Source organism: Serratia sp. KG1D (assembly GCF_037150675.1).
Lineage (GTDB): Bacteria > Pseudomonadota > Gammaproteobacteria > Enterobacterales > Enterobacteriaceae > Serratia > Serratia nematodiphila.
In genome coordinates this window covers 163,783-186,490 of the sequence record NZ_JBAGIH010000006.1, presented here as the reverse complement: position 1 = coordinate 186,490, position 22,708 = coordinate 163,783, and the positions used below count along the sequence as shown (strand labels likewise).

Here is a 22,708-nt window from a genome sequence, read left to right as displayed (position 1 = left end):
AAATATTGAATATCAACGCGTTATTCTCCTCTGACCTCTGTAATATTTTCTTACTGTGGCGTTGGCGGCGCCGGGGCTTTACAATCTGCCGCCGTGAATTTGGCGGTGACCGGCGGCGAAACGGCGTAATATGGCGCTCTTTTGTCGCGATTGTGGTTTTGATAAGTGAGGCTCAGGTGGAACAGTTTGATGTCGTAGTGATTGGGGCGGGTGCCGCCGGCATGTTTTGCGCCGCGCAGGCGGGGCAACTCGGTTGCCGCGTGTTGCTGCTCGACAACGGCAAAAAACCGGGCCGCAAGATCCTGATGTCCGGCGGCGGGCGCTGCAACTTTACCAACATGTACGCCGAACCGGCGGCCTATCTGTCGAACAACCCGCACTTCTGCAAGTCGGCGCTGGCGCGCTACACCCAGTGGGACTTCATCGATCTGATCAACCGCTACGGCATCGCCTACCATGAAAAAACGCTGGGGCAGCTGTTCTGCGACGATTCGGCGCAGCAGGTGGTGGATCTGCTGGTCAAAGAGTGCGAGCTGGGCCAGGTGACGATGCGCCTGCGCAGCGAAGTGCTGGGCGTGGAGAAAACCGAGAACGGCTACCAGCTGGCGCTCAATGGCGAAAAAGTAAGTGCTCGCTCACTTGTGGTGGCCAGCGGCGGATTATCCATGCCGGGGTTGGGCGCCTCGCCGTTCGGTTACAAACTGGCGGAGCAGTTCGGTCTCAAAGTGCTGCCGACGCGCGCCGGGCTGGTGCCTTTTACCCTGCATAAGCCGCTGCTGGAGCATGTGCAGACGCTATCCGGCGTGTCGGTGCCGGCGGTGATCACCGCCGAGAACGGCGTCAGCTTCCGCGAAAGCATCCTGTTTACCCACCGTGGCCTCTCCGGGCCGGCGGTATTGCAGCTGTCCAGCTACTGGCAACCGGGTGAGTATGTGAGCGTTAACTTACTTCCTGAGCTGGATCTGGCGGGCTTCCTGGATAACCAACGCCAAGAGCACCCGAACCAAAGCCTGAAAAACACCCTGGCGCTGCATTTGCCGAAGCGGCTGGTGGAGTGCTTGCAGACCCTGGGACAACTGCCGGAGGCGACGCTGAAGCAGCTGAATGCGCCGCAACAAGCGGCGCTGGTTGATCTGTTGCAGAACTGGCGCGTGCAGCCGAACGGCACCGAAGGCTACCGCACGGCGGAAGTGACGCTCGGCGGCGTCGACACCAACGAACTTTCTTCCAAGACGATGGAGGCCCACAAGGTGCCGGGGCTCTATTTCATCGGCGAAGTGGTGGACGTGACCGGGTGGCTGGGTGGCTACAACTTCCAGTGGGCCTGGAGTTCGGCCTGGGCCTGCGCCCAGGCGCTGGCGGCGCAGGGGCGTTAAAACCCGCGCAGCCTTGACACGTGCCGGGTCACATTGGCCCGGCCTTGAGCTGATTCATTAATTTCATTTTAGTGTTGCCGTCGAGAAAACTCGCCTCCAGCGCCTGTCGGTTGCTGCGGTTAAAATCGTCATCCTGCCAGCCGAAGGCGTCATGCAACAGCTGATACTCCTTGTTCAGCGTGGTGTCGGCGACGGTGCGCGCATCGGTATTCACGTTCAGCCGCACTCCCATCCTTTTCAGCCGATCTATCGGATGATCGTCGATGCTGTCGAACAGATTGCAGACGAGATTGCAGCTGGGGCAGATCTCGAGCAGGACGCCGGTGGCTATCAGACGCTCGATAAGGGCAGCATCCTCGATGCTCCTGACGCCGTGGCCGATGCGCGACACCTGTAGCTGCTCCAGCGTTTCCCGTACGCTGTCGGCGCCCTTCGCCTCGCCGGCGTGGGCGATGACGTTGCCGCCGGCTGCTCGCACGGCGCGAAAGGCCGCTACGTGATTGGCCAGCGGGTAACGCGCTTCATCGGCGGCCAAATCCAGCGCCACCACGCCGCTTCCCTGATAATCGATAACCAGTTTCGCCGTTTGCAGGCTGGCGGCCGCGTCGAAATGTCGCAGCGTGCACAGGATCAGCCCGGCGGCGATGCCGTAAGCCCGTGATGCGTGATGCATGGCCGCCAGCACCGTCTCGACCACCGTTTCGCCGGTTAATCCCAGCCGGGTATGCAGCAGCGGCGCGAAGCGCAGCTCGGCATAGATGACATTATCCGCCGCCAACTGCGCGAATAAGTCCTCGACGGCCAGTGTTATCGCCTGGCGTGTCTGTAATAGATCTATTTGCGGCGCTATCTTGCTTAAAAAGTTCCCCAGATCGGCGCATCGCTTCGGCGCGATAAATTGCCGATTAAATGCCGCTCTGGTTATTTGCGGGTCGACCTTTTTGACATAGTGGTAGCTTAAACAGGTATCCAAATGGACGTGTAATTCCACTTTCTTCAATTTTCTTGGATCGAATTTCATACGGGCCACTTATTTCATTAACGGCTGAGATAACAACGAAAACAGTTTTTCTTTAAACAGACCGGGTTTGATGCGGGTGATCACGCGCGCATTGGCCGGTTCGCCGGTCAGGTGGGTGGAATCGATGACGTAATGGCCGTAAGACCTTTCACTTTTATATTCAACCCAGGAATACGCCTCCAGACTGGTTTCGACGATGTCTGGGTAGAGCGCCACCGCCATGGTGGTCGGATCGGGCAAATCAAAGCCTTTACGTTCGGTGCGCATGGCGTTGAACGCCATCAGCGTGCGATTGCAGCGCACGGCAAAGCGCCCCAGTTCGCCGAGATTATTCAATCGCTCTATATCGCGTTCGTTGATAAATGCTTCCCCCATGCCGATCTCCCAGCCAACGAGGGTGAGCGGCAGCCCGGCAGTGAGCACCAGATGCGCGGCCTCGGCATCGGCGTAAAAATTAAATTCGGCCAGCGGGGTGATATTGCCGGGCATCAGCCCGGAACCGCCCATCACATAAACCCTCTTTACTTTTTCGGCCAGCGTGGGCGCTTTCAGCACCGCCATCGCGAGATTGGTCAACGGCCCGAGGGTGACGATTTCCAGCTCGCCATTGAGCCGTGCGGCGCAGTCGATGATGGCGTCCACGGCATGAACGGGTTCGGCGCTCTGGCGCGGATCGGGCAAGGCCATGTCGCCCATGCCGTCTTCGCCGTGAATATGGTGCGAATGATAACGCGTTCGGAAGAGCGGTTTCGCCATGCCGGCATAAACCGGGGGCGAATAGGTTCCCGCTTTTTCCACGCAGATAAGTGCATTTTTGACGCACTGTTCAAGCGGGCAGTTTCCCGCGACGGTGGTGATCGCTTCCACCTTCACGTCGGGTGCGCGCAACGCCATCAGCAGCGCGACGGCATCGTCGGAAGCGGTATCGGTGTCTATCAGAATATGTCGCATGGCCATCTCCTCGGGTGGGCTATGCGGAGAAAGTACCCAGACGATCTAAGGCAAAAAAGGTCAGATGTCCTTTTTCGTTCTGAAGCGCGTCGGCTATGCTGAACGCAGTCGAAAGCGAGGATGTAAGACGTTTAAGGATGAGCCCTGGGAGTGAATCGCCTTGAAAACGGTCGGTGACAGCAAGCTAAAAGAAGCTTTTATCGACGCTCACGATCTGCGAACGGCGCTTTCGCCCACGCTGCTCGCCGCACTGCGACTGGTCAGCGTCGAAGCCGGCGAATACCTGGTGACGCAAAGCGATCGTTTGACCCACCTGTTTTTTCTCGTACAGGGAAAATTGCAGGTTGAGAATTTTGATGTGAATGGCGCGCACATTGTCTTTTCCTTCGAAACGGATTTCTCGGTGATTGGCGATCTGGAACTGTTCTCCCAGGCGCAGCGCACGCTGTTCAGCACCGTGCAGGCGGTGACCGACGCGCTGCTCCTCGCGGCACCGATAGAGGCCATCAACAATCACGCCCTGAGCGACCCGGCGTTCCTCACCTTTATCTGCCGGCAATTGAGCAATAAGCTGCTGAATGCCTCTTTGCTGCATGCGAACGGCGCTTTTACGGCGGAGTATAAACTGCGAAAATTTTTATTATTCAAGATAAAGAACGAAGGGGAATTGATTGAGCTGGAAAACCGGGAGGCGCTGGCGGCGAGATTGGGCATCTCCGTCAGACAGCTGAGCCGCGCGCTGGCGCAGCTCGCGGCGGACGGCATCATTCAATTTAAAAACAAATCACTGCGGGTGACGGATCGCCAGCGGCTGTCCGACATCAACGGGAGCGCCAGGATCTAGCCGATCGCCGGCCCCTTCAATTCCACGCGATTGCCGTCCGGATCGCTGAAATAAATGGACAGGCCGTCGCCTTCAGCGCCATAGCGCGATTCGGCGGGATCAACGCCGATCCCCTGCGATCGCAGATAGGCCAACAGCTCGTCCTCGTTGAAAGGATCGATGCGCAGGCAGATGTGATCGACATTTTGCCGGTGAGGATCGGGCGCCGTGCCGCCTTTTTTCCCCAACACGCCGTTAATATCCACCAGATCGATCATGGCCGCTCCGGCGCGCAGGTGCATCAGCCCCAAATCCGGCCGCTGTTTGGCGATATCACAGCCGACGATCCGGGTATAAAAATGCAGGCTTTTCTGCATATCGCGCACGCGCAGCACCACATGGTCGATAGTCTTCAGGCTGAAAGGGCGCACGGCCATCTCCTCAAACGGAAGTCTCCTTTACAGCATAAACGGCGCTGGCGGATTTATCCTGCTCCAGAGCTAAAGCAAAAAAATGGCCGATGGGTTTCACCATCGGCCGTAAGCGTGAGGAGTGTTCACGCATTAACGCGGGAAGTTGCCGCTCAGCGCATCCAGGCCATCCTGGTAGATGCCATGGAACAGGGCGACGGCTTCGTCGTCGCTGATATTGACCGGCGTGAAGCTGCCCGACCATTCCACGCGCGCCACGTTGGCGTCGTCGGTGGCGTGTACCGACAGGGTGGACAGGTAATTCACCACCGGGAACGGCGCCTGCATGATGGAGTAGCTGTAGCTGCGTTGACGGTTGTCGAACGCTTCCAGCCGCTCGATAACGGTGCCGCCGTCAGAGGTCGTCAAAGTGCGCACGCGGCCGCCTTCAGAAACGACGCTTTTCGGAATGAACGGCAGCCAGTCAGGCAGGGCGTCGAAGCCGCCGATCAGTTGCCATACGGTGTCGGCGGATGCCGGGATGTTCATAGATACGGATGTAGTAGCCATTTTCTTTCTCTCTTGATATCGGTTTAGGGTACGGAATTACATTGCCAGGGTGTCGACGACGCCGCCGTCGACGCGCAGCGCCGCGCCGGTAGTGGCCGAAGACAGCGGGGACGCGAGGTAAACGGCCAGGTTGGCCACTTCATCGACGTCCGCCGCGCGTTGAATGATGGAGCTTGGGCGTTCGGTTTTAACGAACTCGTCGGCCTGATCGCGCGCGCTGCGCCCGGATTTGGCCGCCGCTTCCGCCAGCATCTCCTGCAGGCCTTCGGTAAAGGTTGGCCCTGGCAGGATGGCGTTGACCGTCACGCCGGTGCCGGCGAGGCGCTTCGCCAGGCCGTGAGATACCGCCAGGTTGGCGCTTTTGGTCACGCCGTAGTTGATCATATCCGCCGGGATGGCGACGCCGGATTCGGACGACACGAAAATAATGCGTCCCCAGCCCTGTTCGGTCATGCTCTGCGCGTAGTGGCGCGCCAGACGCACGCCCGAGAGGACGTTGACGTTATAGAAGTGCATCCACTCGCTGTCGGGCACGGTAAAGAAGTCTTTATCGTTGAAAATACCGAGGTTGTTGACCAGCACGTCGGCTTTAGGCTCCGCGGCGAACAGGGTTGCAGCCCCTTGTTCGGTGCCGAGATCGGCGACCACGCCGCGTACCTGCGCGCCGGGCACGTTGGCACTGATGTCGGCGATGGCGTTATCGACTCCGGCTTTCTGACGGCCGACGATCACCACGGTGGCGCCCGTTTTGGCAAGCCCGCGCGCGATGCCGAGACCGATGCCGGAGGTGGAGCCGCTGACGACGGCGACTTTGCCTGAAAGATCCAGTTTCATCATGTATATCACTCTGTAATGTGGGTAATGGGGCCGGGGGCCGGCCCCATAAAACTTAACGAATCGGCAGCGGCGCGTTGTCGGCCACCAGTTTCTGGCGGCGCATCTCCGCCCAGAATTCAGCCGGGATCGCTGCATCCAGCGCAGCCAGATCTTCGGCCATGCGGCCAGGACGGCTCGAACCGGGGATCACGGCGGCGACGGCCGGGTTAGCCAGCGCGAATTGCAGCGCAGCGGCTTTGACGTCTACCTGGAAGCGAGCGGCGATCTCTTTGATTTTCGCGACTTGCTGGCGAATAGCCGGGGACGCTTTCTGATATTCGAAATGTTCGCCGCCGGCCAGTACGCCGGAGCTGTATGGGCCGCCGACGACGATATCGACATTCTGTTCCAGCGCTTCCGGCATCAGGCGTTGCAGGGCGCGTTCGTGATCCAGCAGGCTGTAGCGGCCGGCCAGCAGGAAGGCATCCGGTTTCGGCTCATCAAGCGCCAGCGTCAGTTCGCAAGGCTCGACGCGGTTGACCCCGAGGCCCCAGGCTTTGATCACGCCTTCGTCACGCAGGCGGGACAGTGCGCGGAAGGCGCCGGTACGGGCGATATTGAACTGTTCCAGCCAGCTGTCGCCGTAGAAATCCTGAGCGACGTCGTGGATCCAGACGATATCCAGACGGTCGGTTTTAAGACGCTTCAGGCTGTGTTCAATGGAGCGAAGCGTGCCGTCTTCCGAGTAGTCGTTCAGGATCTTGTTTTTCAAACCGTGTTCGAACAGGCCGCCTTTCTCACCCAGATCGCGAGCGGCGGGATCTTCCATTTCGTCCAGCATGATGCGGCCCACTTTGGTGCTCAGCACGAACTCATCGCGTGGATACTGAGAGAGCGCTTCGCCCATGCGAATTTCCGACAGGCCGGAACCGTAAAGCGGTGCGGTGTCGAAGTAGCGGATGCCCAAGTCCCAGGCGCTGGTTACGGTAGCCAGCGCTTCTTCTTCTGGAATGGCGCGGAACATATTGCCGAGCGGCGCGCCGCCCAAACCGATCTTGCCGGGTAAAATATTTTTGATGCTCATGGTGAATCCTCAATTCGTTATCTTTTCAGGGAAACTAGTGGGGCTCATACAGCGTCTGCCCCGTCACGAGGCTAAAGATAACTTGGCAAGTTGTGACTTGATAGGACATAATTTGTCTAAGTTAAGTCCTTTGAGGTCTCACATGATCGATTTACGTCAGTTGAAATACTTTGTGGCGGTGGCGGAAGAAGAGCACGTCGGCCGCGCCGCCGAACGGCTGCACATTTCCCAGTCACCGCTGAGCCGGCAGATTTCCCAACTTGAGGAACGTCTGGGTTTGATGCTGTTCGAGCGCAATCAGCAGCGCATCCGCCTGACCGCCGACGGCCAGACGTTTCTGGCAGAAACCCGCGCGCTATTGACGCACGCCACCCGGCTCGAGTCGCTTGGGCGCCGTCTGGGGCGCGGGGAAGACGGCGGGCTGTGCATTGGCTATATCGAAAATGCGATGCACTCCGGCGTCTTGTCGAACGCCTTGCGGTCGCTGCGGGTGTCCCGGCCGGATGTGCACATCGTGCTTTACAGCCAGCCTTCTTCCATGCAGCTGGAAGGGCTGCGGCAGCGCAGCCTGGACGTGGCGCTGGTCAATACGGCGCCGGATCGCGACGATCAGGATTTGGACTATACGCAGGTGTTGGACGATCGCATGTTGCTGGCCCTGCCGCAGACGCATCCGCTGGCGGACAGGGAAACGCTGCAGCCGGCGGATCTCACCGATCAGGCCTGGATCTCGGTGATCCACAAAGAGGATGCCCATTCGCGCGACGACTTCGTGGCGGCCTGCGTGAAGGCCGGGTTCGATCCGGATATTCGGCTGGAGGCGGGCGAGCCGCTGACTGCGTTGGGGCTGGTCGCCGCCGGGTTGGGGATGACGTTGATCCAGCACAGCCTGCGGCATAACGCGCCGCAAGGCGTGGTGCTGCGCGAGCTGCCCTGGATGCAATACACCACGCAGCTGTGGGCCGTGTGGCACAAGGCCAACCTGCGCCCGCTGGTCACCCATTTCCGCGAAGTGATGTCGGCCGGGCCGGCCTGCCACTGACTGCGCGGTGGTGTCCGGCCCGGATGGCGCCCGCTACGGCGCAGCGCGCAGGGCGGCGACGATCGCCGCCAGTGCGGCGCGTTGCTCGTCTGCCAGCGCCGGCTGCGCCTGCGCGGCATTTTCCGCCAGCAGGGTCTGCAGGCCGATCAGCCAGTCATAGATATAAAATGCGGTATTTTTGGTTGGCGTCGGCGCCAGCCGAGTGAGCCGCTGCTGGCCGCTCCAGTCCACCGCCGGCTGCGGCGGCGGGGTAAAGATCGGTTGGCCGGGATTGACGCGGCTCTCGGGGCGCGTTGCCGCATCGCGCCGCTGGAAGCCGAGCCAGGCGACGAAGTCGCCCAACAGCGCTAACGCCTGGCTGATCTGCCGATCTTCCCCCTGTTCCGGCAGGCCGCCGGCGCACAGCGCGCGCTCCAGCTCATCATCGAGCCGCTGGCGGCAGGCGGCGCCGATCAACGCATCAACCAGCAGTTCGAGATGCGGTTTGTCGACGCCGAGCAGATCCAGCAACCGGCGGCTGTCCGGCAGGCTGCGCAGATGGTTGATCCAATCCGCGAATATCCGCGCGGCAAAGGGTGACGTGGGGGGCTCGCCGGGCGCCGGGGTTTCCGGTGCGCCGAACAGATCGATGTCGAGCCCGAACGGCGCAGGCGTCGCCGGGGTCGGCGCGGCGTGCTGCTGTTGCTGGTAAAGTTGGCGCAGCGTATCGCGCTGGGGCAACAATCGTTCCAGCAGTTCGCCGTGGCGGCCGGCCTGCGCCTGCAGCGCGCGCAGCAGCTGTTGGGCGCGTTGCTGGGGCGCGTATGGATCGGCGGCGGTGAGCCAGTTGCCGAGCAGGCTTTCCGTCAGCTCGCGCTGCAACTCTTCGCGCAGCTCGAGCAGGCGCGCTTGCTTGTGGGCCGGGCGCGCCTGTGCGGCCAGGTAGTTCACCATGCGGCGGCAATCCTGCTCATCCAGCGCCAGCAGTGTGGCCCAGCTGTCACCGGGTTCGCCGACCTGGCGCTGAACGGCGTCGTCAGGGCGCGGTTTGCCTTCCTGGCGTGGGTCGAACGGCGTGATCGCCCAGATTAAACCGGGTTTGCGGCGCTGGCGCAGCGCCGGGGTTTCCCCCTGGGTGTGGTCGACCCAACCGGCGAGCGCCTGGCCGATGCGCGCGGCGTCCTGCGGCGTGGCGGCGGCATCGGCTACCAGCAGCAGGTTGGCGTGCAGGCCGTCCGCGCAGCGGGCCAGCAAATGGGCGCGTTTCGCCTGTTGCAGCCGCTGCGTCGGTTCCGCCTGCGGGCGGGCGCAGCTGCCGGGCAGGTCGATCAGCGCCACGTCGGCGGGCAGGCCCGCCTGCGCGGTTTGCGGCAGAACGGTGGTGACTTCGGCGGTCAACCAGACCAGATCGCTCAGCGCGATCTCCCGTTCACCGCCGTGTTCGGCCATCACGACGATTGCCGTGTTTTCCGGTGCGGCGCTCGCGGTCAGCAGCGTCAAGGCGCGGCGCGGGGCATGAACCTGCCGGCTGTCACCGAGGGCATGCAGCGTGTGTGCCAGCTGGCGATAATGCGTCGTCAGCGTCGGTTCCTCTCCCCACAGCGGCGCAAACAGGCGCGCGCGATCGTCGATGCTCAGCTGCGGCGCCAGCGCCACGGCCTGCGGCCAGAAATGCCTGTCCAGCGTCTGTTGCCCCTTGTCGCCGTGGCGGCGTTGGCTATCCCACAGCGCCAGCACATCGCCGTCGCTGAGGCCGTCGGGGGCGATGGCTTGGCGGTGGCGCGCCAACGTTTGCAGATGGCCGGCGATCGCGCGGGCGTCCCAGTCCAGCCGGAAGCCGCCCATCGCGGCGGCATCGAGCGTGATGGCCAGCCACTGCGCTTCATTGAGCAGGGCGAGGGCGATCGGATACTCGGCGGGCCCCGCCTCGGCCGCCGTGCAGTAGCGCACCGCGAGCGAAAGGTCCGCGTTGAAGCGCTTTGCGCCAGGCGCCAGCGCCGCCAGCAGATGGGCCTTGGCGGCGGCGTTGTGGCCATACAAACCGATGGCGACCTGCGCAGGGCATGTGTTTTCCAACCGTGCGGCGCGGTTATGGCAACGGCGCAGACGCTGTATCAGGCGATCGGCCTCCCGCTCCAGGCGGGGGGACTGCCGGCGCGCGGCGTCCACCCAGTCGATAGCTTGCAAAATGCCGGCGCTGAGCGCGTTATTCGGAGCCGCAGGGGCGAAGGTTTGCGTGTTCATCGTGGGTAAATGCTCCCGCTGTCTATCCAGTAGTGGGTCGCGCCGGAGGCGCTGGCAGCCAGGGTATTGAGTTTCAGTTGCAGGTGGTGCGCCGGGATGGGGCTGCCGTCGGCCAGCAGCGCCTGCGCGATCTTGACGCTCTCAGCGCCCTGTTCGGCGCTGGCGGTGATGGCCAGACGCAGGCAGATCACCGCATCGCCGGCCAGCTTGCGCGCCAGCTGGGCGTCATTGATGGTCAGCGTATAGAGCGGCGAGGCCGGCCAGCGTTCGTTGTCCAATTGGCGGAACCCCAGACGCAGCGGGCCGCGCAGCTGGAAGCTGCCGGCGGGATCGAGCGCGAAATCGGCGCGATCCAGATCGATGTCGCGGTAATAGACGTTATCGTCCGCCAGCATGTTGTTACCGTCCAGCATGCCCAGATAGCGAATGGTGGAGTAGGGCTGGAAATCGCCGACGTTGAAGTAAAAGCTCTCCAGCCGCAGATCGATCGCCAGCAGGCACAGCATGGCGCCCACCGCTGCGGTGGATTTCGGGTTGTCGATGCGGCCGCGTTTGTTGAACGGGTACCAGCTGCGGGTGTGATACCCCTCGAGCGGCAGAATGCGGCTGGCGGGCAGCGGCTGCAGATGGCGCAGCAGCGCCTGCACGCCGGGGAAGCGCGCCGGGCGGCCGGTCAGCAGCAGTACGTCGCAGGTATACAGCGCCACCACTTCGGCCAGCAGGCGCAGACAGCGGCCGATGCCGATGCGATCGGACAAGAAAGCGGCGTGCAGATCGGCCAGGCGGATCACCAGCGGGGTGTGCAGGATATCGAAGGCGTTGCTGTCGGCTTCGCGCTGCACTTCGCCGTTGATAAACGCCAGCACCTGCGGCGTCGGCGGCTGCGGCAGCAGATCGCCCAGGCTGGCGGCGATTTCCGCCCGGTTGTCCAGCGGGTCGTATTCTTCATAGGCGCCGAGCAGCGCGCGTCCGGCGGGCATGAAGATCTGCAGCGCGGCCTGCTGACGCAGGGTGGAAAGCCCGTCCATGCGCCCTTCGTTGCCGAACAGCCTGTCCATCAGCGCCGGGGCGGCGCTCACGCCGGCGGTTTCGAATGCCTGCTGCACGGCGGGCAGGATAAACTGCTGGATGGCGTCCAGCAGGATATCGTCGCCGGCGACTTTAAAGCCCTCGCGGAACAGCAGGCGCGGGTTGATTTTGATGTTGTTGCCCACGCCGTCGTCGAGCGAATAGTGCGTGATCGCCAGATCCGTGGTGCCCCCGCCGATGTCGATGGAGGCGATACGCAGCGTTTTTCCCGCCTGCTCACCCGGCGCCAACGGCCGGTCGGGCCGGGCCATGGCGGCGAAAAAGGCGTCGGTGCGGCCGGCGAAGTTCACCTGGGTTTCGTTGTACAGATAGACCATCTGACCGCAGGTGGCCTCGTCCCACTCCATCTGTACCTGCGGCGCCGGGAAGCGGGTGTGCGCGCCGTCGAACGGCGCATCCTGCGGGTGCCAGCCGAGGGCCTTCCACACCAGCCCGATCGCCTCCTGCATGCGGCGGCGGAAAATCTCGCGCTCCGGTTTCGGCATCGCCGAAGGCAGCGTCAGAATGATGGCGCGCAAACGGCGCGGCGCGGCGGCGTTCGGCATGCGGCTGCGCTGGGCGATGCTGTTGATCTGCATCAGCGCCTGCGCCAGCAGCTCGCTCAGCATCAATGTCATCACCGCGCTGCGGCTGTAATGGGCGGCGAACACCGGCAGCCGTTGCGCCGTCGGCAGGGCGGACAGCGGCACGCCTTCGTCGTTGATCAGGGTGGTCAACGGCGCGGCGGCGGCCATCGGCTCGTGCCGCTCGTTGAAGCGCCAGCCGGGCGCATAGCGCTCCTCGTCCCACAGGTAGCGGCGCGGGCTGGAAATGCCGGTGGTGCCTTCATGGCCCGTTCGCCGCTGCGCCAGCTGCGCGGCTTCGCGGCCGACGCGGGTGATGGACGGCCACTGGAAGGCGTCGTCGCGCCCGCTCTGGAACGACAGATGCGGCTTGCCGAAGCTGGCCTGAGAAAACTCCACCCGGCTCTCGAACAGCTCGTTGTAGACGCGGTGCGGTTCGGACAGCGAACGCAGCTGCAGCTCGTAGGTTTGCTTCAGGCCGTTGCTCTCTTCCGGGTGGTCTTCGACCAGCACGCCGCAGGTGTGCGAGTTGCCGACGTCCAGCACCAGATCGACGCCGATCGCCGGTTGCTGCAGCGTCGCCGCCACCATTTTTATCTGCGGCACCGCCAGCTGGTGGCCGAGCATGTGCAACAGGTTGAGGTAGTGCGCCTGATACTCGAAGGTTTTCAGCCCGGCGTTGATCTCCACTTCGGCGCGCTGCTCCCGCTCGGCGGCGCGCTGGCTGAACGCCTCGCGCAGCCAGCCGTCCACCCAGGTCAGATCGAGAAATTCGCCCAGCTCGTGGTTGCGGTGCGCCAGCGCGAAGCTCAGATCGGCGCCGAGATCGCTTTCGCCCGGCGCCAGCGCCTCCTGGCCGGGCGCGGCGGCGCGAGTGTCGAAGGCCAGCACCACGCGCAGCAGGTTACCGTCCTGATCCGGTTCATCCAGCTGCACCACCTGCAGGCGCGCCCAGTTGTCCGGGCCCGACAAAAACAGGCCCGCCGGGGTGTGGCGCAAGAAGGGCAGCGGCAGCCAGAGCTTATCCAGCAGGCGCAGCGACTGCTGCAGCGGGTAGCTGAACTCCGGCCGCACCACTTCGGCGGCCTGGTCGCCCACGGCCGGCAACTGGTATTTGCCGCTCTCGGCCTCCCATTGCAGGCGCAGCAGTGGGCCGCTGGCGGTCTTGCGCACGAATTTGCCGGGAAACTCGGCGTCCAGCCGCGGGGTCAAGGCAAAGTCCAGAAACTGAATGCCGCTGTCCTGGATCAGCGTAATGCCGTGTTTGTAGTCCGTAAGGGGTGCCAGCATCATTTACTCTCGCGCTTGAACGTCATGGGATAGGTGGTGTCCGCATCGTAGCGGCCGGTGCACTCTGCCGCGCCGGTTTCGCCCTGGCGGCAGACGATCTCCGGGATCTGGTAGCGGCTGCCGTCGCTGCAGCGCGCCTTGGTGCGGCTGTTGATCACCAGATTGCCGGACTGCATCAGCCCGGCTTCAACCGCCACCCGGCAGCTGACGCCGTCGCCGTAGGCGATGACAGCGCTGCCCTTGCCGCCGTTCAGACGGTATTGCAGGCCGGGGCGCTTGCCGGTAATCGGGTCTTTCAGCGCCACCGTGGCGCGCCATTTGCCGTTAAGGAAACGGGTGGAACCGGCCTTCACCGCCTCGGGCGGCAGCACCAGCGCATTTTTGTCCAGCGGTTGCGGGATGGCCGGCGCCGGGGGCGGCGGCATCAGCGTCGCGTGCGCCAGCGGCAAGCGCAGCTTGGGCAACGGCGCGGCGGTTTTTTTCGGCGGCGCCGGATGCCGTACCTCAGCCGGCATCGCCGGTTGCGGCGGCGGTGAGCGGTGCAGCCAGGCGGCCAGCGCCGCACTGCCAAGCAACAGAACGGGCAACAGCCAGAGAGCGTGGCGCCGGCGAGCGGCAGGGGATTCGATAGGCGCTGCCGGGGCTGGTTTTACCGGTTCGACAACGGCCGGTTTGCGCGGAGCGGCAGCGATCGGCGCCGGTTTTTCCACTTCGACTTTCATCTCTGCGTCGATCGGGCGCAGGCAGGCCAACGGATCGTTCGGGCTCTGCGCCTGCGGCTTGATAAAGCCCCAGAAGGTCAGCACCGGTCGATCGTCCACCAGGTAAACGTGGTTGGGGTCGGGTATGTGCATCGCTTTGGCCAGCAGCGCGCCGAACAGGCGATGACTGGGGTGATCGGTCGCCAGGGCCTGTTCCGTCAGGCTGCGGAAGGTCGTCAGGCTGTGTTCCAGGTGCCGTACCGCCTGCGCGCGCTGGGCATCGCTCGCCGCCAGCCAGGAGGTGACTTTGCCGGGGAAGGGCGCATACCAGTCGATGCGGGTGCCGCTTTCGTTCGGCTGGGGGATCGCCAGACAGTCGGCGGCCTGCTGCTGCCGGCGAAGGCGCAGGGTTTCCCGCAGCTGCTGCGCGCAGGCGTAGACCGGTTGCCCGTTCTCGCCTAAAGCCAGCACATCATCCAAACTGCCACTGCGTAAGAAGGGTTTCACCACGGCGCCGCACCTTGTCCTGTTCTGCAAAAACGCATAAAAGTCCATGATACCCCGCAGGCAGGGCCGCCAAACGGCCAAGGACAGCCCGAAAAACGCCCTTCTTTGGCGTTAGCGGCGCGCTTTGCTAACCGGCACAGTGAAAATCTCGCTATCTGGACCTGTCTGTGAACCGCTTTATCTGAAAAATAGAACGCAGCCCCGGCAAGCGACGCCGGGCAACGATGTTCTCTTTCACTATGACATCGCCTCGCGGGTTGCCGATTTCGGTATGCCTCAGGCGTGCGGAGCGTTCACATGACGGACAGTCAGTCTGCAAAAACTCTCGTTGTTACCCCTGCACATCCCGCCGCCGGGCATTCGGCCCAGGGCTGGATGAACGGTTTTCTTGGCATGATGATCTTCAGCGGCTCGTTGCCCGCCACCCGGGTGGCGGTGCTGGAGCTCGATCCGCTGTTTCTGACGGCGGTCAGGGCGGCGATCGCCGCTTTGCTGGCCCTGTGTGCGCTGCGGATCACCCGGCAGGCGCGGCCGACGCGGGCGGATTTGCCGCCGCTGCTGTTTGTGGCGCTTGGCGTAGTCATCGGTTTTCCGCTGCTGACGGCGCTGGCGCTGCAGCACACCACGTCGGCGCATTCGCTGGTGTATATCGGCCTGCTGCCGCTGGCGACCGCCGGTTTTGGCGTTTTGCGCGGCGGAGAGCGGCCCAAGCCCGCTTTTTGGGCTTTTTCAGGCGTCGGCGCCGTGTTGGTGGGCGCTTTCGCGTTGAGCCAGGGGAGCGGCGGCGCCTGGCAAGGGGATGCGCTGATGGTCGGGGCGGTGTTGCTGTGCGGCCTGGGTTATGCCGAAGGGGCGGTGCTGTCGCGCCGGATCGGCGGCTGGCAGGCGATCTCCTGGGCGCTGGTGGTCGCCTTGCCGTTGACGCTGGCGGCCACCTGGCTGGCGGCACCGGCCGCCTGGCCCGTGGTCAGCGGCGCTGCCTGGCTGTCGCTGGTTTACGTCTCGGTGTTCAGCATGTGGATTGGGTTTATTTTCTGGTATCGCGGCCTGGCGCAGGGCGGCATCGCCGCCGTCGGGCAGTTGCAGCTGCTGCAGCCGTTCTTCGGCCTGGCGCTGGCGGGCTGGCTGCTGCATGAGACCGTCCAGCCGATGATGATCGCCGTGATGGCCGGCGTGGTGGTTTGCGTGTTCGGCGCCAAACGTTTTTCCCGCTAGGCGCCGCTGCCGGCGCAGGCCAGGATCACCCGTCCGAGCCGTTCCACCGCCTGTTGCACCTGGCGGTCGGCGTAACCGCCCAACCCCAGCACCAGGCCCGGCTCACCGTGGTCGGGCGCATACATCGGCGACACCGCCCGCAGCGCCAACCCGGCTTCGTTGGCCTGCAGGGCGACCCGCAGGTCGTCGAGATCTTTTCTCAACCACAGCACCATGTGCATGCCCTGATCGCAGGGCTGCACCACCGCCAGCTCGGCCGGGATGTACGCGTTGATCGCCTCGATCAGCACCCGACGCTTCTCGGCGTAGACGCCGCGCATTTTGCGGATATGCCGGTCGAGATACCCTTCGGCGATAAAGGCGGCCAGCACGTATTGATCCGCGCTGGGTGGATGGCGATCCATCAGGATCCTGGCGCCGCAAAAGGCGTCGACCAGCGGCGGCGGCACGATGGCGTAACCCAGCCGCAGCGAAGGGAACAGCACCTTGCTGAAGGTGCCGAGATAGAGCGTCCGCTCGGGCGCCAGCCCCTGCAGCGAAGGGAACGGGTGGCCGGCGTAGCGCATCTCGCTGTCGTAATCGTCTTCCACGATCCAGGCTTGCCGCTCTCTGGCCCAGGCCAGCAGGGCGCTTCTTTTCGCCATGCTCATCGGCATGCCCAGCGGATACTGATGCGACGGCGTGACAAAGGCGGCGCGGGCATTGGCGGCCAGGCGCACGCCGGCGGCGACGTCGATGCCGTCGTCGGCGACGGGCACCCTAATCATGCGCCGATCGCGGAACAGGCTATCGAAAATGGCGGTAATGCCGGCGTAGGCAGGATCTTCGACCCAGGCGCTGTCGCCGGCGTCCAACAGGATCTGCGCGGCCAGATACAGCCCCTGTTGGGTGCCGGAGGTAATGAGGATTTGCTGCGGCGTACAGTTTACCGAGCGGGAACGGCGCACATAGTCGCAGATGGCTTCGCGCAGCGGCAGTGCGCCCAGCGGATCGTCGTAGCCCGACGGCGCGCCGGGGCCGCGGGCGCGGATGCGGTTGCCGAGCCGCCGCCAGATATCGTCGGGCGCGGTATCGCCGATTGGCACTGACACAGTGAACGGCACCGGCGGCAGCGCCCGCGCCTGCGTGGCAAAGCGCGCCAGATGCTGCGCCTGTGAAGAAAGCGGAACCGCTACCGCCGAACTCGCCTGCGCCGTGGCGTGCAGCGTGCGGCGCGGCGCCTGATAGTGGGCGACCCGGGTGCCGGAGCCGGGCTGCGGTTCGAGAAAGCCTTCCGCCGTCAGCTGAGCAAAGGCTTCCAACACTGTGCCGCGCGCCAGATCCAGCGCCGCCGACAGCCGGCGCGTCGAGGGCAGCAGATCGCCCGCTTTCAGATCGCCGCGGTGGATGGCCTGACGCAGAGCCTGCGCCAGCTGGTGGCTAAGCTGACCCGCCTGGCGATCGAGCTCGCCGAGGGCGGGAACGTCAACGACTTTGGCTGTTCTGGGCATGGATTCCGGCTCGCTTTGCAGTGCGAAAATGAGTATTCAGCGTAAACCACTCTTACTGTGTTCGCTAATGCGCCGTACCAGATTGAAAAAAGGAGCGCGAATCTTGGGGGATGGCCGCGAGAACATTTTACCCGGTATTGTATGCGCTTCATTATTTTAGCGCTATTACCAGGCTTCTATAACGGGGTTACATAATGCAATGTTGCTTATCGGCGAATTTGAAATAAACCTCATCACCAAAATGTTTGGTGATGGCTTTCAGGTGTTAACCAGAGGTGCGCCGCATCTGTTGTGAATTGATTGATGGCGTGTGGGGCTAATGGTGAAGGTAGCATGCATTGTTACACTGCGTAGTGGAATGCCTAAGGTTGCGCAACTCTGCGGCTGTACACGCGTTTAGCGAAATTTCCCCAAGCTAAAATCGGCGATTTGGTATCTGGGATATATTTTTTATTAAAATCAACTAATCCCATTAGTCTTATATTCTGTTTGTTCTATTTTCTTTCTAATTTAAATTTACAAAAACCTATTTCATGTTTTTTTGTAGGTTTTTATTTTAAATTTAAATATAATTTCAATATATAAAACTTTTTTCTTCGGGGTTTGTGTATTATGTCTCTGCGTTATCTGAATGGCTTTTTCTATCATAAATATTAATTCCATGATGAGAGGGTTGCCTTTTTAAGGACGGAAGGAAAACAGTCTGAGGCAGTGTTTTGGTGGGAGGTACGATGAAGATATAAATAGCAGGCTATGCTTTTCGTGTTTTTGGAATTTATATCTGATTTTTTTTGAAATGCGGGATTTAAGACTCATGATTAAAATCTAATGATAATCATGATTTATTGCACTGTGTGAAGATGACGGCAGTGGAATATATCGGTTGTCAGGCGCTTCTTGAGACTAACTTCTCATGGTTCTCGTAATATTGAATGGCAACTGATCAATTTTAAGGGATTGCCCAAGACTTTTCTGAATTTATAATGACATAAAGACATTATGAATTTAAATGATGCAGTTTTATTTTTTTATTCTTTCAGGGAATCTTAATGATGGAACGCCATCTCTTCGGTTTTATTATAGATCACGACATTCAACTGGACATCGCCAACAAGCGATTGGTGAGAATCAATTCTCTGGCGCCGGAAAAATGGGTGCACTTTAGCGCGGTGACATTAAATGATGCCATGGTGAGCTTACTGATTTTTTTATTACAACACCATGGCGACGGTCGGAAATTCACCAAAGCGGAAATATTGCAACAGGTGTGGGATGACAACAGTTACTCGTCATCCAGCCAAAAACTCTGGCAAACCATTAAAGAGCTCAGATTAAGGCTCGATGTGATAGGTTTGCCGCACGACTTCATCGTTAATGTGAAGGGGGCGGGGTATACCCTTAATAACCCAGTCGTTACGCCTTTATTCTACGAGTGATTGTATTTAAAAGCGTAAAATAAAAGCGCGCATATCAATATTATCGTTCCTGCTTGGCGTTATTCATGGAAATAAAAGGTAATAGAATGCGTTATTGATAAAATAATCAGGAGTCTATATGAAAAAGTCCTCCGCAATAGTGTTTACCTTGCTCGGCCTGTCTGGCTTGGTCGGCCAGGCGCAAGCGGCCAGCAACGGGACGATTAACTTTAGCGGCGCCGTTTCCGCGACGACTTGCGATGTGAGAGTCAATGGGCAGGCAGCCGATGGCAACATCACGCTGCCTGTCGTCACTCAGGATCAACTGAGCGTGATGAGTTGGACCGCCGGCCGCACGGCGTTTGAGCTGAAACTGAATAACTGCCAGGGCACCCTGAAAACGGTGGCCGCTTATTTTGAGGCCGGCCCAGGGGTGGACTCCAGCGGGCGTCTGCATAACCTCACCGGCTCGGCGAAGAATGTCGCGCTGCAATTGCGTGAAGGTTCGGGATCATTCAATCCGATCGTGGCCGGCAGCCCAAGTCAAATAACGAATGCTACCTATCACACTATCGCTTCTACCGGTATGGCCACGTTACCGTATACGGTTGAATATTATGCTAAGGGCGCAGCAAGCGCCGGTTCGGTAGTGAGTAATGTGGTGTATTCCCTGCAGTACAAATAACCATTTTACAGGGGGGGCTCCCCCCTGTATTTATCAAAATTACTGGAGTGATGATTATGAGCAATAAAGCTCGTGTTTTTTCGTGCGCGTTTTTTTGGGCCGTGCTTGCCTCTTTTCCCATGATGGCTTCCGCCAGCGTAGTGATTAACGGTACGCGGGTTATTTACTCTTCGTCAGATAAAGAAACTACGGTGAGATTAAATAATGTGGGCAAATCGCCGGTATTAATTCAAAGCTGGATTGATGACGGCGATCCGAATAAAAAACCAGAAAATATCAATGTGCCTTTTATTTTGACGCCGCCGATTAACCGCATTGATGCAGGCAAGGGGCAGACATTGCGTCTGAGTTACACCGGTGCACCGTTGCCGGCGGATAAAGAGAGCGTTTACTGGCTTAACGTGCTGGAGATCCCGGCCAAAAAGCAGCTTACAGGCGATGAAAGCCTGCTGCAAATGGCCTTCCGTTCGCGCATCAAGTTGTTTTTCCGTCCGGATGGACTGAGCGGTGACGCCAATGAGGCGGCAAAGCAGTTGAGCTGGTCCGTGACGCCGGGCGGCGTCAAGGCGACTAACCCGACGCCGTATTTTGTGTCGCTGGTCAGCCTTGCTGCCAACGGCAAGGAAACTGAGGGGCAAATGATCGCGCCGCGATCCGCATTGGAATTTAAAGGCGTCAGCGCTGCAGCGGGAAAATCGTTAAGTGTCGAATTCGTCAATGACTACGGCGCCGTCAATAAATTCATTGCTTTGGTTAAGTAAGCGCGAGCGAAGTCATTAATGGGGCGAATATCGGCCGGGCGTGACGGGGAAAATAACATGAGCGGATATTTTAGCTTTGCGCGCGCGGGCCGCCATGGCGCGTGGCGTTTAACGCCGGCGGCGCTGTGCGTGCTCGGCGCATTAAGCGGCTCAGCCTGGGCCGAAAACGTTGAATTCGATCCGTCATTTCTGAATATGGGTAATCGCGAGCATGTCGATTTGTCACGCTTTGCACGCGGGGCGGCGGGGTTGATCGGAAAACATCGGGTGGCGCTGTATATCAATGAAGAAGCCACAACCAATAGAGAAATTGAATTCAAAACGCGCGCCGATGGCAGCCTGTATCCCTGCCTGACGTCGGACATCGTCAAGGCGATCGCGTTTAACGAGGCGGCGTTGCCGAAAGCGGCGCTGGCGCCACTGGCGCAGGGAGAGGCATGCTTCGATCTGCCGCGGCAAATCCCCGACGCGCAGATGAACTTTGATAGCGGCGAGCAGCGGCTGGATATTGTGATACCGCAGATTTATATGCGTAAAACCGCGCGCGGCAGCGTTGATCCGGCACAGTGGGACAGCGGCGTCGCGGCTCTGTTTCTGAATTACAACCTGAACGGCTATACCAGCTCGTCGCGCGGCGTGGACTACCAATCTTTTTACGCCGGTTTGTCCGGCGGCGCCAACCTGGGCGCTTGGTATCTGCGGCATAACGGCACGTATAGCTGGATGCAAAACGGCACTTCGCAATACGACAGCATCAACACCTTCCTGCAGCGCGATATTCCGCTGCTGAAGGGCAGAGGTGTGATCGGCCAGGCGAACACCACCGGTCAACTGTTCGATACGCTGGCGTTTAACGGCGTGCAGCTGGCCAGCGATGAGCGCATGCTGCCGGAATCGCAGCGCGGCTATGCGCCGGAAATCCGCGGCATCGCCAGAAGCAACGCTCAGGTGACCGTGCGGCAAAGCGGGCAGATCATTTATCAAACCACGGTAACGCCGGGGGTATTCCTGATTGACGATCTGTATCCCACCGGTTACGGCGGCGATCTGGAGGTTACGGTGCGCGAAGCCGATGGCGCGCAGAGTGTCTTCACTGTGCCCTATGCGGCGGTCACTCAGCTGCTGCGACCGGGGGCCGATCGTTATGAAGCGGTGCTTGGCAAGGCCGACAGTGACAGCCTGCGGGAAAAGCCCTGGCTGTATCAGGCTACCTATCAGCGCGGCCTGTCCAATGCGCTGACCGCTTACGGCGGGTTGCAGGGGGCGGCCGATTATCGGGCCGTACAATTAGGGGCGGCCGTCGGCACGTCGTTGGGTGCGGTGGGGATCGACGTGACCCAAAGCGACAGCCGCCTGAGCCGCGAGCGACGGCAAAGCGGGCAGAGCTATCGGCTCAGCTACAGCAAAACCGTCAACGAAACCAACAGCAGTCTTTCGCTGGCCGCCTATCGGTTTTCCACCTCAGGCTATATGGATTTCATGACCGCCATGCAGACGCGTGAGCGCATGGCTCCGGGTGAGGGGGATAACGCCGTTCCGCGCGCCAAGAATCGTCTGACCTTCTCTGTTGCCCAAGGGCTGGCGTCGGGATGGGGGCAACTTTATGTCAGCGGCTCGCTGCAGGATTATTGGAACGGGTACGGGCGTGATAAGCAGTATCAGTTGGGCTACAGCAACGGCTATCGGTCGGTCGCCTATGGCCTGAGCGCGGCGCGCAGCAAGACGAGTAACGGCAAGGCGCAAAATAGCTTTTTGCTGAATATCAGCCTGCCATTGGGGCGGCGCGACAAGGCGGGCGCGCCGCAGCTGCGCCTGGGCCTGGCGCATGACAGCAACGGGGCGAGGAGCCAGCAGGCGATGATTTCCGGCAATCTCGGCACTGCCAATCAGTTCAGCTATGGCCTGAGTGCGATGAACGCCAACCGCAATGGCGGCAGCGGCTCGTTGAACGCTCAGTATCGCAGCCAGATGGCGCTGCTCAGCGGCGCTTACAGCGCGGGCAAAGGCTATCGCAGCGGCTCCGCCGGGCTCAGCGGCACCGTAGTGGGGCATGCCGGCGGCGTATCGTTCAGTTCTTACGGTTCGGAAACGTTCGCTCTGGTGGAAGCGAAAGGCGCCGAAGGCGCCGGAGTTTCCACCTACCCGGGCGTCGCTGTCGATGCGCGCGGTTATGCGTTGGTGCCTTATTTAACCCCCTACCAGCTGAATGAAATTAGCCTGGATCCCAAAGGCGCAGCGTCCGACGTCGAGCTGGAAGAGACGACGCGCAAGGTCGCGCCTTATTCTGGCGCGTTGGTGAAAGTGAAATATAACGCCCGTAAAGGCATGCCGGTATTGATCGACACCGGGTCTGCGGGCGTGCCGGCGCCTTTCGGCGCCGAAGTGCTCGACGAAAGCGGCGCCGTGGTTGGCGCCGTGGGGCAGGGCGGGCTGGTTTATGCGCGCGTCGCTCAGGACAGAGGCGGTTTGCGGGTGCGCTGGGGGGCGGATCGCAATGCGCAGTGCGACTTGAATTATGTGCTGATGCCGCAGCAGAAAGGCGGTCGGCCGGTGTTGCAGCGCTTTAGCGCGCCGTGTCGCAGCGGCGTTGGCGCAGAACGATGAGATCTATTTTTGGCTTGAGAACGCCGCCGGGCACGGCTGCAGCGGCGCGTTTCAACGCACGGGAGAGAATGA

18 protein-coding genes are annotated in these 22,708 nt (G+C 61.1%); 8 read left to right on the top strand and 10 right to left on the bottom strand.

The window, feature by feature from the left end; all coding sequences use genetic code 11:
* The first annotated feature begins 176 nt into the window (after nt 1-176).
* A complete protein-coding gene (locus tag WFM45_RS23020) occupies nt 177-1,376 on the top strand; it encodes an NAD(P)/FAD-dependent oxidoreductase (protein WP_060557909.1) in 1,200 nt (399 codons plus the stop codon).
* Between the two features lie 28 nt (nt 1,377-1,404).
* Here WFM45_RS23020 and add read toward each other — a convergent pair whose 3' ends face one another.
* Both add and WFM45_RS23010 read right to left on the bottom strand, forming a co-directional pair.
* Complete coding sequence (add, locus tag WFM45_RS23015) at nt 1,405-2,397, bottom strand: adenosine deaminase (protein ID WP_336957373.1); 993 nt, start codon at nt 2,395-2,397, stop codon at nt 1,405-1,407.
* Between the two features lie 9 nt (nt 2,398-2,406).
* Nucleotides 2,407-3,348, bottom strand: coding sequence for a nucleoside hydrolase (locus tag WFM45_RS23010; RefSeq protein ID WP_048326418.1), 942 nt, complete (start codon nt 3,346-3,348; stop codon nt 2,407-2,409).
* Nucleotides 3,349-3,508: 160 nt separating this feature from the next.
* Here WFM45_RS23010 and WFM45_RS23005 point away from each other — a divergent pair, with 160 nt between their 5' ends.
* Nucleotides 3,509-4,192: a Crp/Fnr family transcriptional regulator gene (locus WFM45_RS23005; RefSeq protein WP_060557904.1), complete on the top strand. Its 684-nt coding sequence runs from the start codon at nt 3,509-3,511 to the stop codon at nt 4,190-4,192.
* On the opposite strand, the gene WFM45_RS23000 is transcribed toward WFM45_RS23005, so the two are convergent.
* From WFM45_RS23000 to WFM45_RS22985, 4 genes are all read right to left on the bottom strand, one after another.
* A complete protein-coding gene (locus WFM45_RS23000; RefSeq protein WP_336957369.1) occupies nt 4,189-4,608 on the bottom strand; it encodes a VOC family protein in 420 nt (139 codons plus the stop codon). The genes WFM45_RS23005 and WFM45_RS23000 overlap by 4 nt on opposite strands.
* A gap of 126 nt (nt 4,609-4,734) precedes the next feature.
* The gene (locus tag WFM45_RS22995) at nt 4,735-5,151 is read right to left on the bottom strand and encodes an SRPBCC family protein (RefSeq protein WP_031300306.1); all 417 of its coding nucleotides are present in this window, start codon (nt 5,149-5,151) and stop codon (nt 4,735-4,737) included.
* Between the two features lie 36 nt (nt 5,152-5,187).
* Nucleotides 5,188-5,985 carry an SDR family NAD(P)-dependent oxidoreductase gene (locus WFM45_RS22990; protein WP_004930955.1) on the bottom strand — a complete coding sequence of 266 codons (798 nt, stop codon included), beginning with the start codon at nt 5,983-5,985 and terminating at the stop codon, nt 5,188-5,190.
* A gap of 55 nt (nt 5,986-6,040) precedes the next feature.
* A complete protein-coding gene (locus WFM45_RS22985) occupies nt 6,041-7,051 on the bottom strand; it encodes an aldo/keto reductase (RefSeq protein WP_033631865.1) in 1,011 nt (336 codons plus the stop codon).
* 142 nt (nt 7,052-7,193) lie between these two features.
* Here WFM45_RS22985 and WFM45_RS22980 point away from each other — a divergent pair, with 142 nt between their 5' ends.
* Nucleotides 7,194-8,093, top strand: a complete 900-nt coding sequence (locus WFM45_RS22980; protein ID WP_015379354.1) for a LysR substrate-binding domain-containing protein — start codon at nt 7,194-7,196, stop codon at nt 8,091-8,093.
* Nucleotides 8,094-8,126: 33 nt separating this feature from the next.
* Here the strand turns inward: WFM45_RS22980 and WFM45_RS22975 are convergent, their stop codons facing one another.
* Genes WFM45_RS22975 through WFM45_RS22965 form a run of 3 tightly spaced genes read right to left on the bottom strand, consistent with a single transcriptional unit; the run spans nt 8,127 to nt 14,469 of the window.
* Nucleotides 8,127-10,316 (bottom strand): virulence factor SrfC family protein, encoded by a 2,190-nt coding sequence (locus WFM45_RS22975; RefSeq protein WP_336957364.1) that lies wholly within the window; start codon nt 10,314-10,316, stop codon nt 8,127-8,129.
* Complete coding sequence (locus WFM45_RS22970) at nt 10,313-13,258, bottom strand: virulence factor SrfB (RefSeq protein ID WP_336957362.1); 2,946 nt, start codon at nt 13,256-13,258, stop codon at nt 10,313-10,315. Before WFM45_RS22970 ends, WFM45_RS22975 begins: the two co-directional genes overlap by 4 nt.
* The gene (locus WFM45_RS22965; protein WP_261239119.1) at nt 13,258-14,469 is read right to left on the bottom strand and encodes an SrfA family protein; all 1,212 of its coding nucleotides are present in this window, start codon (nt 14,467-14,469) and stop codon (nt 13,258-13,260) included. The genes WFM45_RS22970 and WFM45_RS22965 overlap by 1 nt, the downstream gene beginning before the upstream one ends.
* 294 nt (nt 14,470-14,763) lie before the next feature.
* Between WFM45_RS22965 and WFM45_RS22960 the strand changes: the two genes are divergently transcribed.
* Nucleotides 14,764-15,681, top strand: a complete 918-nt coding sequence (locus WFM45_RS22960; RefSeq protein ID WP_336957360.1) for a DMT family transporter — start codon at nt 14,764-14,766, stop codon at nt 15,679-15,681.
* On the opposite strand, the gene pdxR is transcribed toward WFM45_RS22960, so the two are convergent.
* A complete protein-coding gene (gene pdxR, locus WFM45_RS22955; protein WP_336957358.1) occupies nt 15,678-17,171 on the bottom strand; it encodes a MocR-like pyridoxine biosynthesis transcription factor PdxR in 1,494 nt (497 codons plus the stop codon). The genes WFM45_RS22960 and pdxR overlap by 4 nt on opposite strands.
* Nucleotides 17,172-18,220: 1,049 nt before the next feature.
* Between pdxR and WFM45_RS22950 the strand changes: the two genes are divergently transcribed.
* From WFM45_RS22950 to WFM45_RS22935, 4 genes are all read left to right on the top strand, one after another.
* Complete coding sequence (locus WFM45_RS22950; RefSeq protein ID WP_336957356.1) at nt 18,221-18,607, top strand: winged helix-turn-helix domain-containing protein; 387 nt, start codon at nt 18,221-18,223, stop codon at nt 18,605-18,607.
* A 118-nt stretch (nt 18,608-18,725) separates the two neighbouring features.
* A complete protein-coding gene (locus WFM45_RS22945; protein WP_164123908.1) occupies nt 18,726-19,271 on the top strand; it encodes a fimbrial protein in 546 nt (181 codons plus the stop codon).
* Nucleotides 19,272-19,327: 56 nt separating this feature from the next.
* Entirely contained in the window at nt 19,328-20,032 is a 705-nt protein-coding gene (locus WFM45_RS22940; RefSeq protein ID WP_146033797.1) for a fimbrial biogenesis chaperone, read from the top strand.
* Nucleotides 20,033-20,089: 57 nt separating this feature from the next.
* Nucleotides 20,090-22,636: a fimbria/pilus outer membrane usher protein gene (locus WFM45_RS22935; protein WP_336957353.1), complete on the top strand. Its 2,547-nt coding sequence runs from the start codon at nt 20,090-20,092 to the stop codon at nt 22,634-22,636.
* The last annotated feature ends 72 nt before the right edge of the window (nt 22,637-22,708 follow it).

Excerpts from the sequence above, each read along its gene's own strand:
- WFM45_RS22970 (WP_336957362.1), bottom strand. The coding sequence starts at position 13,258 with ATGCTGGCACCCCTTACGGACTACAAACACGGCATTACGCTGATCCAG.
- WFM45_RS22950 (WP_336957356.1), top strand. The coding sequence starts at position 18,221 with ATGATGGAACGCCATCTCTTCGGTTTTATTATAGATCACGACATTCAA.
- WFM45_RS22945 (WP_164123908.1), top strand. The coding sequence starts at position 18,726 with ATGAAAAAGTCCTCCGCAATAGTGTTTACCTTGCTCGGCCTGTCTGGC.
- WFM45_RS23000 (WP_336957369.1), bottom strand. The coding sequence starts at position 4,608 with ATGGCCGTGCGCCCTTTCAGCCTGAAGACTATCGACCATGTGGTGCTG.
- WFM45_RS22960 (WP_336957360.1), top strand. The coding sequence starts at position 14,764 with ATGACGGACAGTCAGTCTGCAAAAACTCTCGTTGTTACCCCTGCACAT.
- pdxR (WP_336957358.1), bottom strand. The coding sequence starts at position 17,171 with ATGCCCAGAACAGCCAAAGTCGTTGACGTTCCCGCCCTCGGCGAGCTC.
- WFM45_RS22975 (WP_336957364.1), bottom strand. The coding sequence starts at position 10,316 with ATGAACACGCAAACCTTCGCCCCTGCGGCTCCGAATAACGCGCTCAGC.
- WFM45_RS22995 (WP_031300306.1), bottom strand. The coding sequence starts at position 5,151 with ATGGCTACTACATCCGTATCTATGAACATCCCGGCATCCGCCGACACC.
- WFM45_RS23010 (WP_048326418.1), bottom strand. The coding sequence starts at position 3,348 with ATGCGACATATTCTGATAGACACCGATACCGCTTCCGACGATGCCGTC.
- WFM45_RS22990 (WP_004930955.1), bottom strand. The coding sequence starts at position 5,985 with ATGAAACTGGATCTTTCAGGCAAAGTCGCCGTCGTCAGCGGCTCCACC.
- WFM45_RS22980 (WP_015379354.1), top strand. The coding sequence starts at position 7,194 with ATGATCGATTTACGTCAGTTGAAATACTTTGTGGCGGTGGCGGAAGAA.
- add (WP_336957373.1), bottom strand. The coding sequence starts at position 2,397 with ATGAAATTCGATCCAAGAAAATTGAAGAAAGTGGAATTACACGTCCAT.
- WFM45_RS22940 (WP_146033797.1), top strand. The coding sequence starts at position 19,328 with ATGAGCAATAAAGCTCGTGTTTTTTCGTGCGCGTTTTTTTGGGCCGTG.
- WFM45_RS22935 (WP_336957353.1), top strand. The coding sequence starts at position 20,090 with ATGAGCGGATATTTTAGCTTTGCGCGCGCGGGCCGCCATGGCGCGTGG.
- WFM45_RS22985 (WP_033631865.1), bottom strand. The coding sequence starts at position 7,051 with ATGAGCATCAAAAATATTTTACCCGGCAAGATCGGTTTGGGCGGCGCG.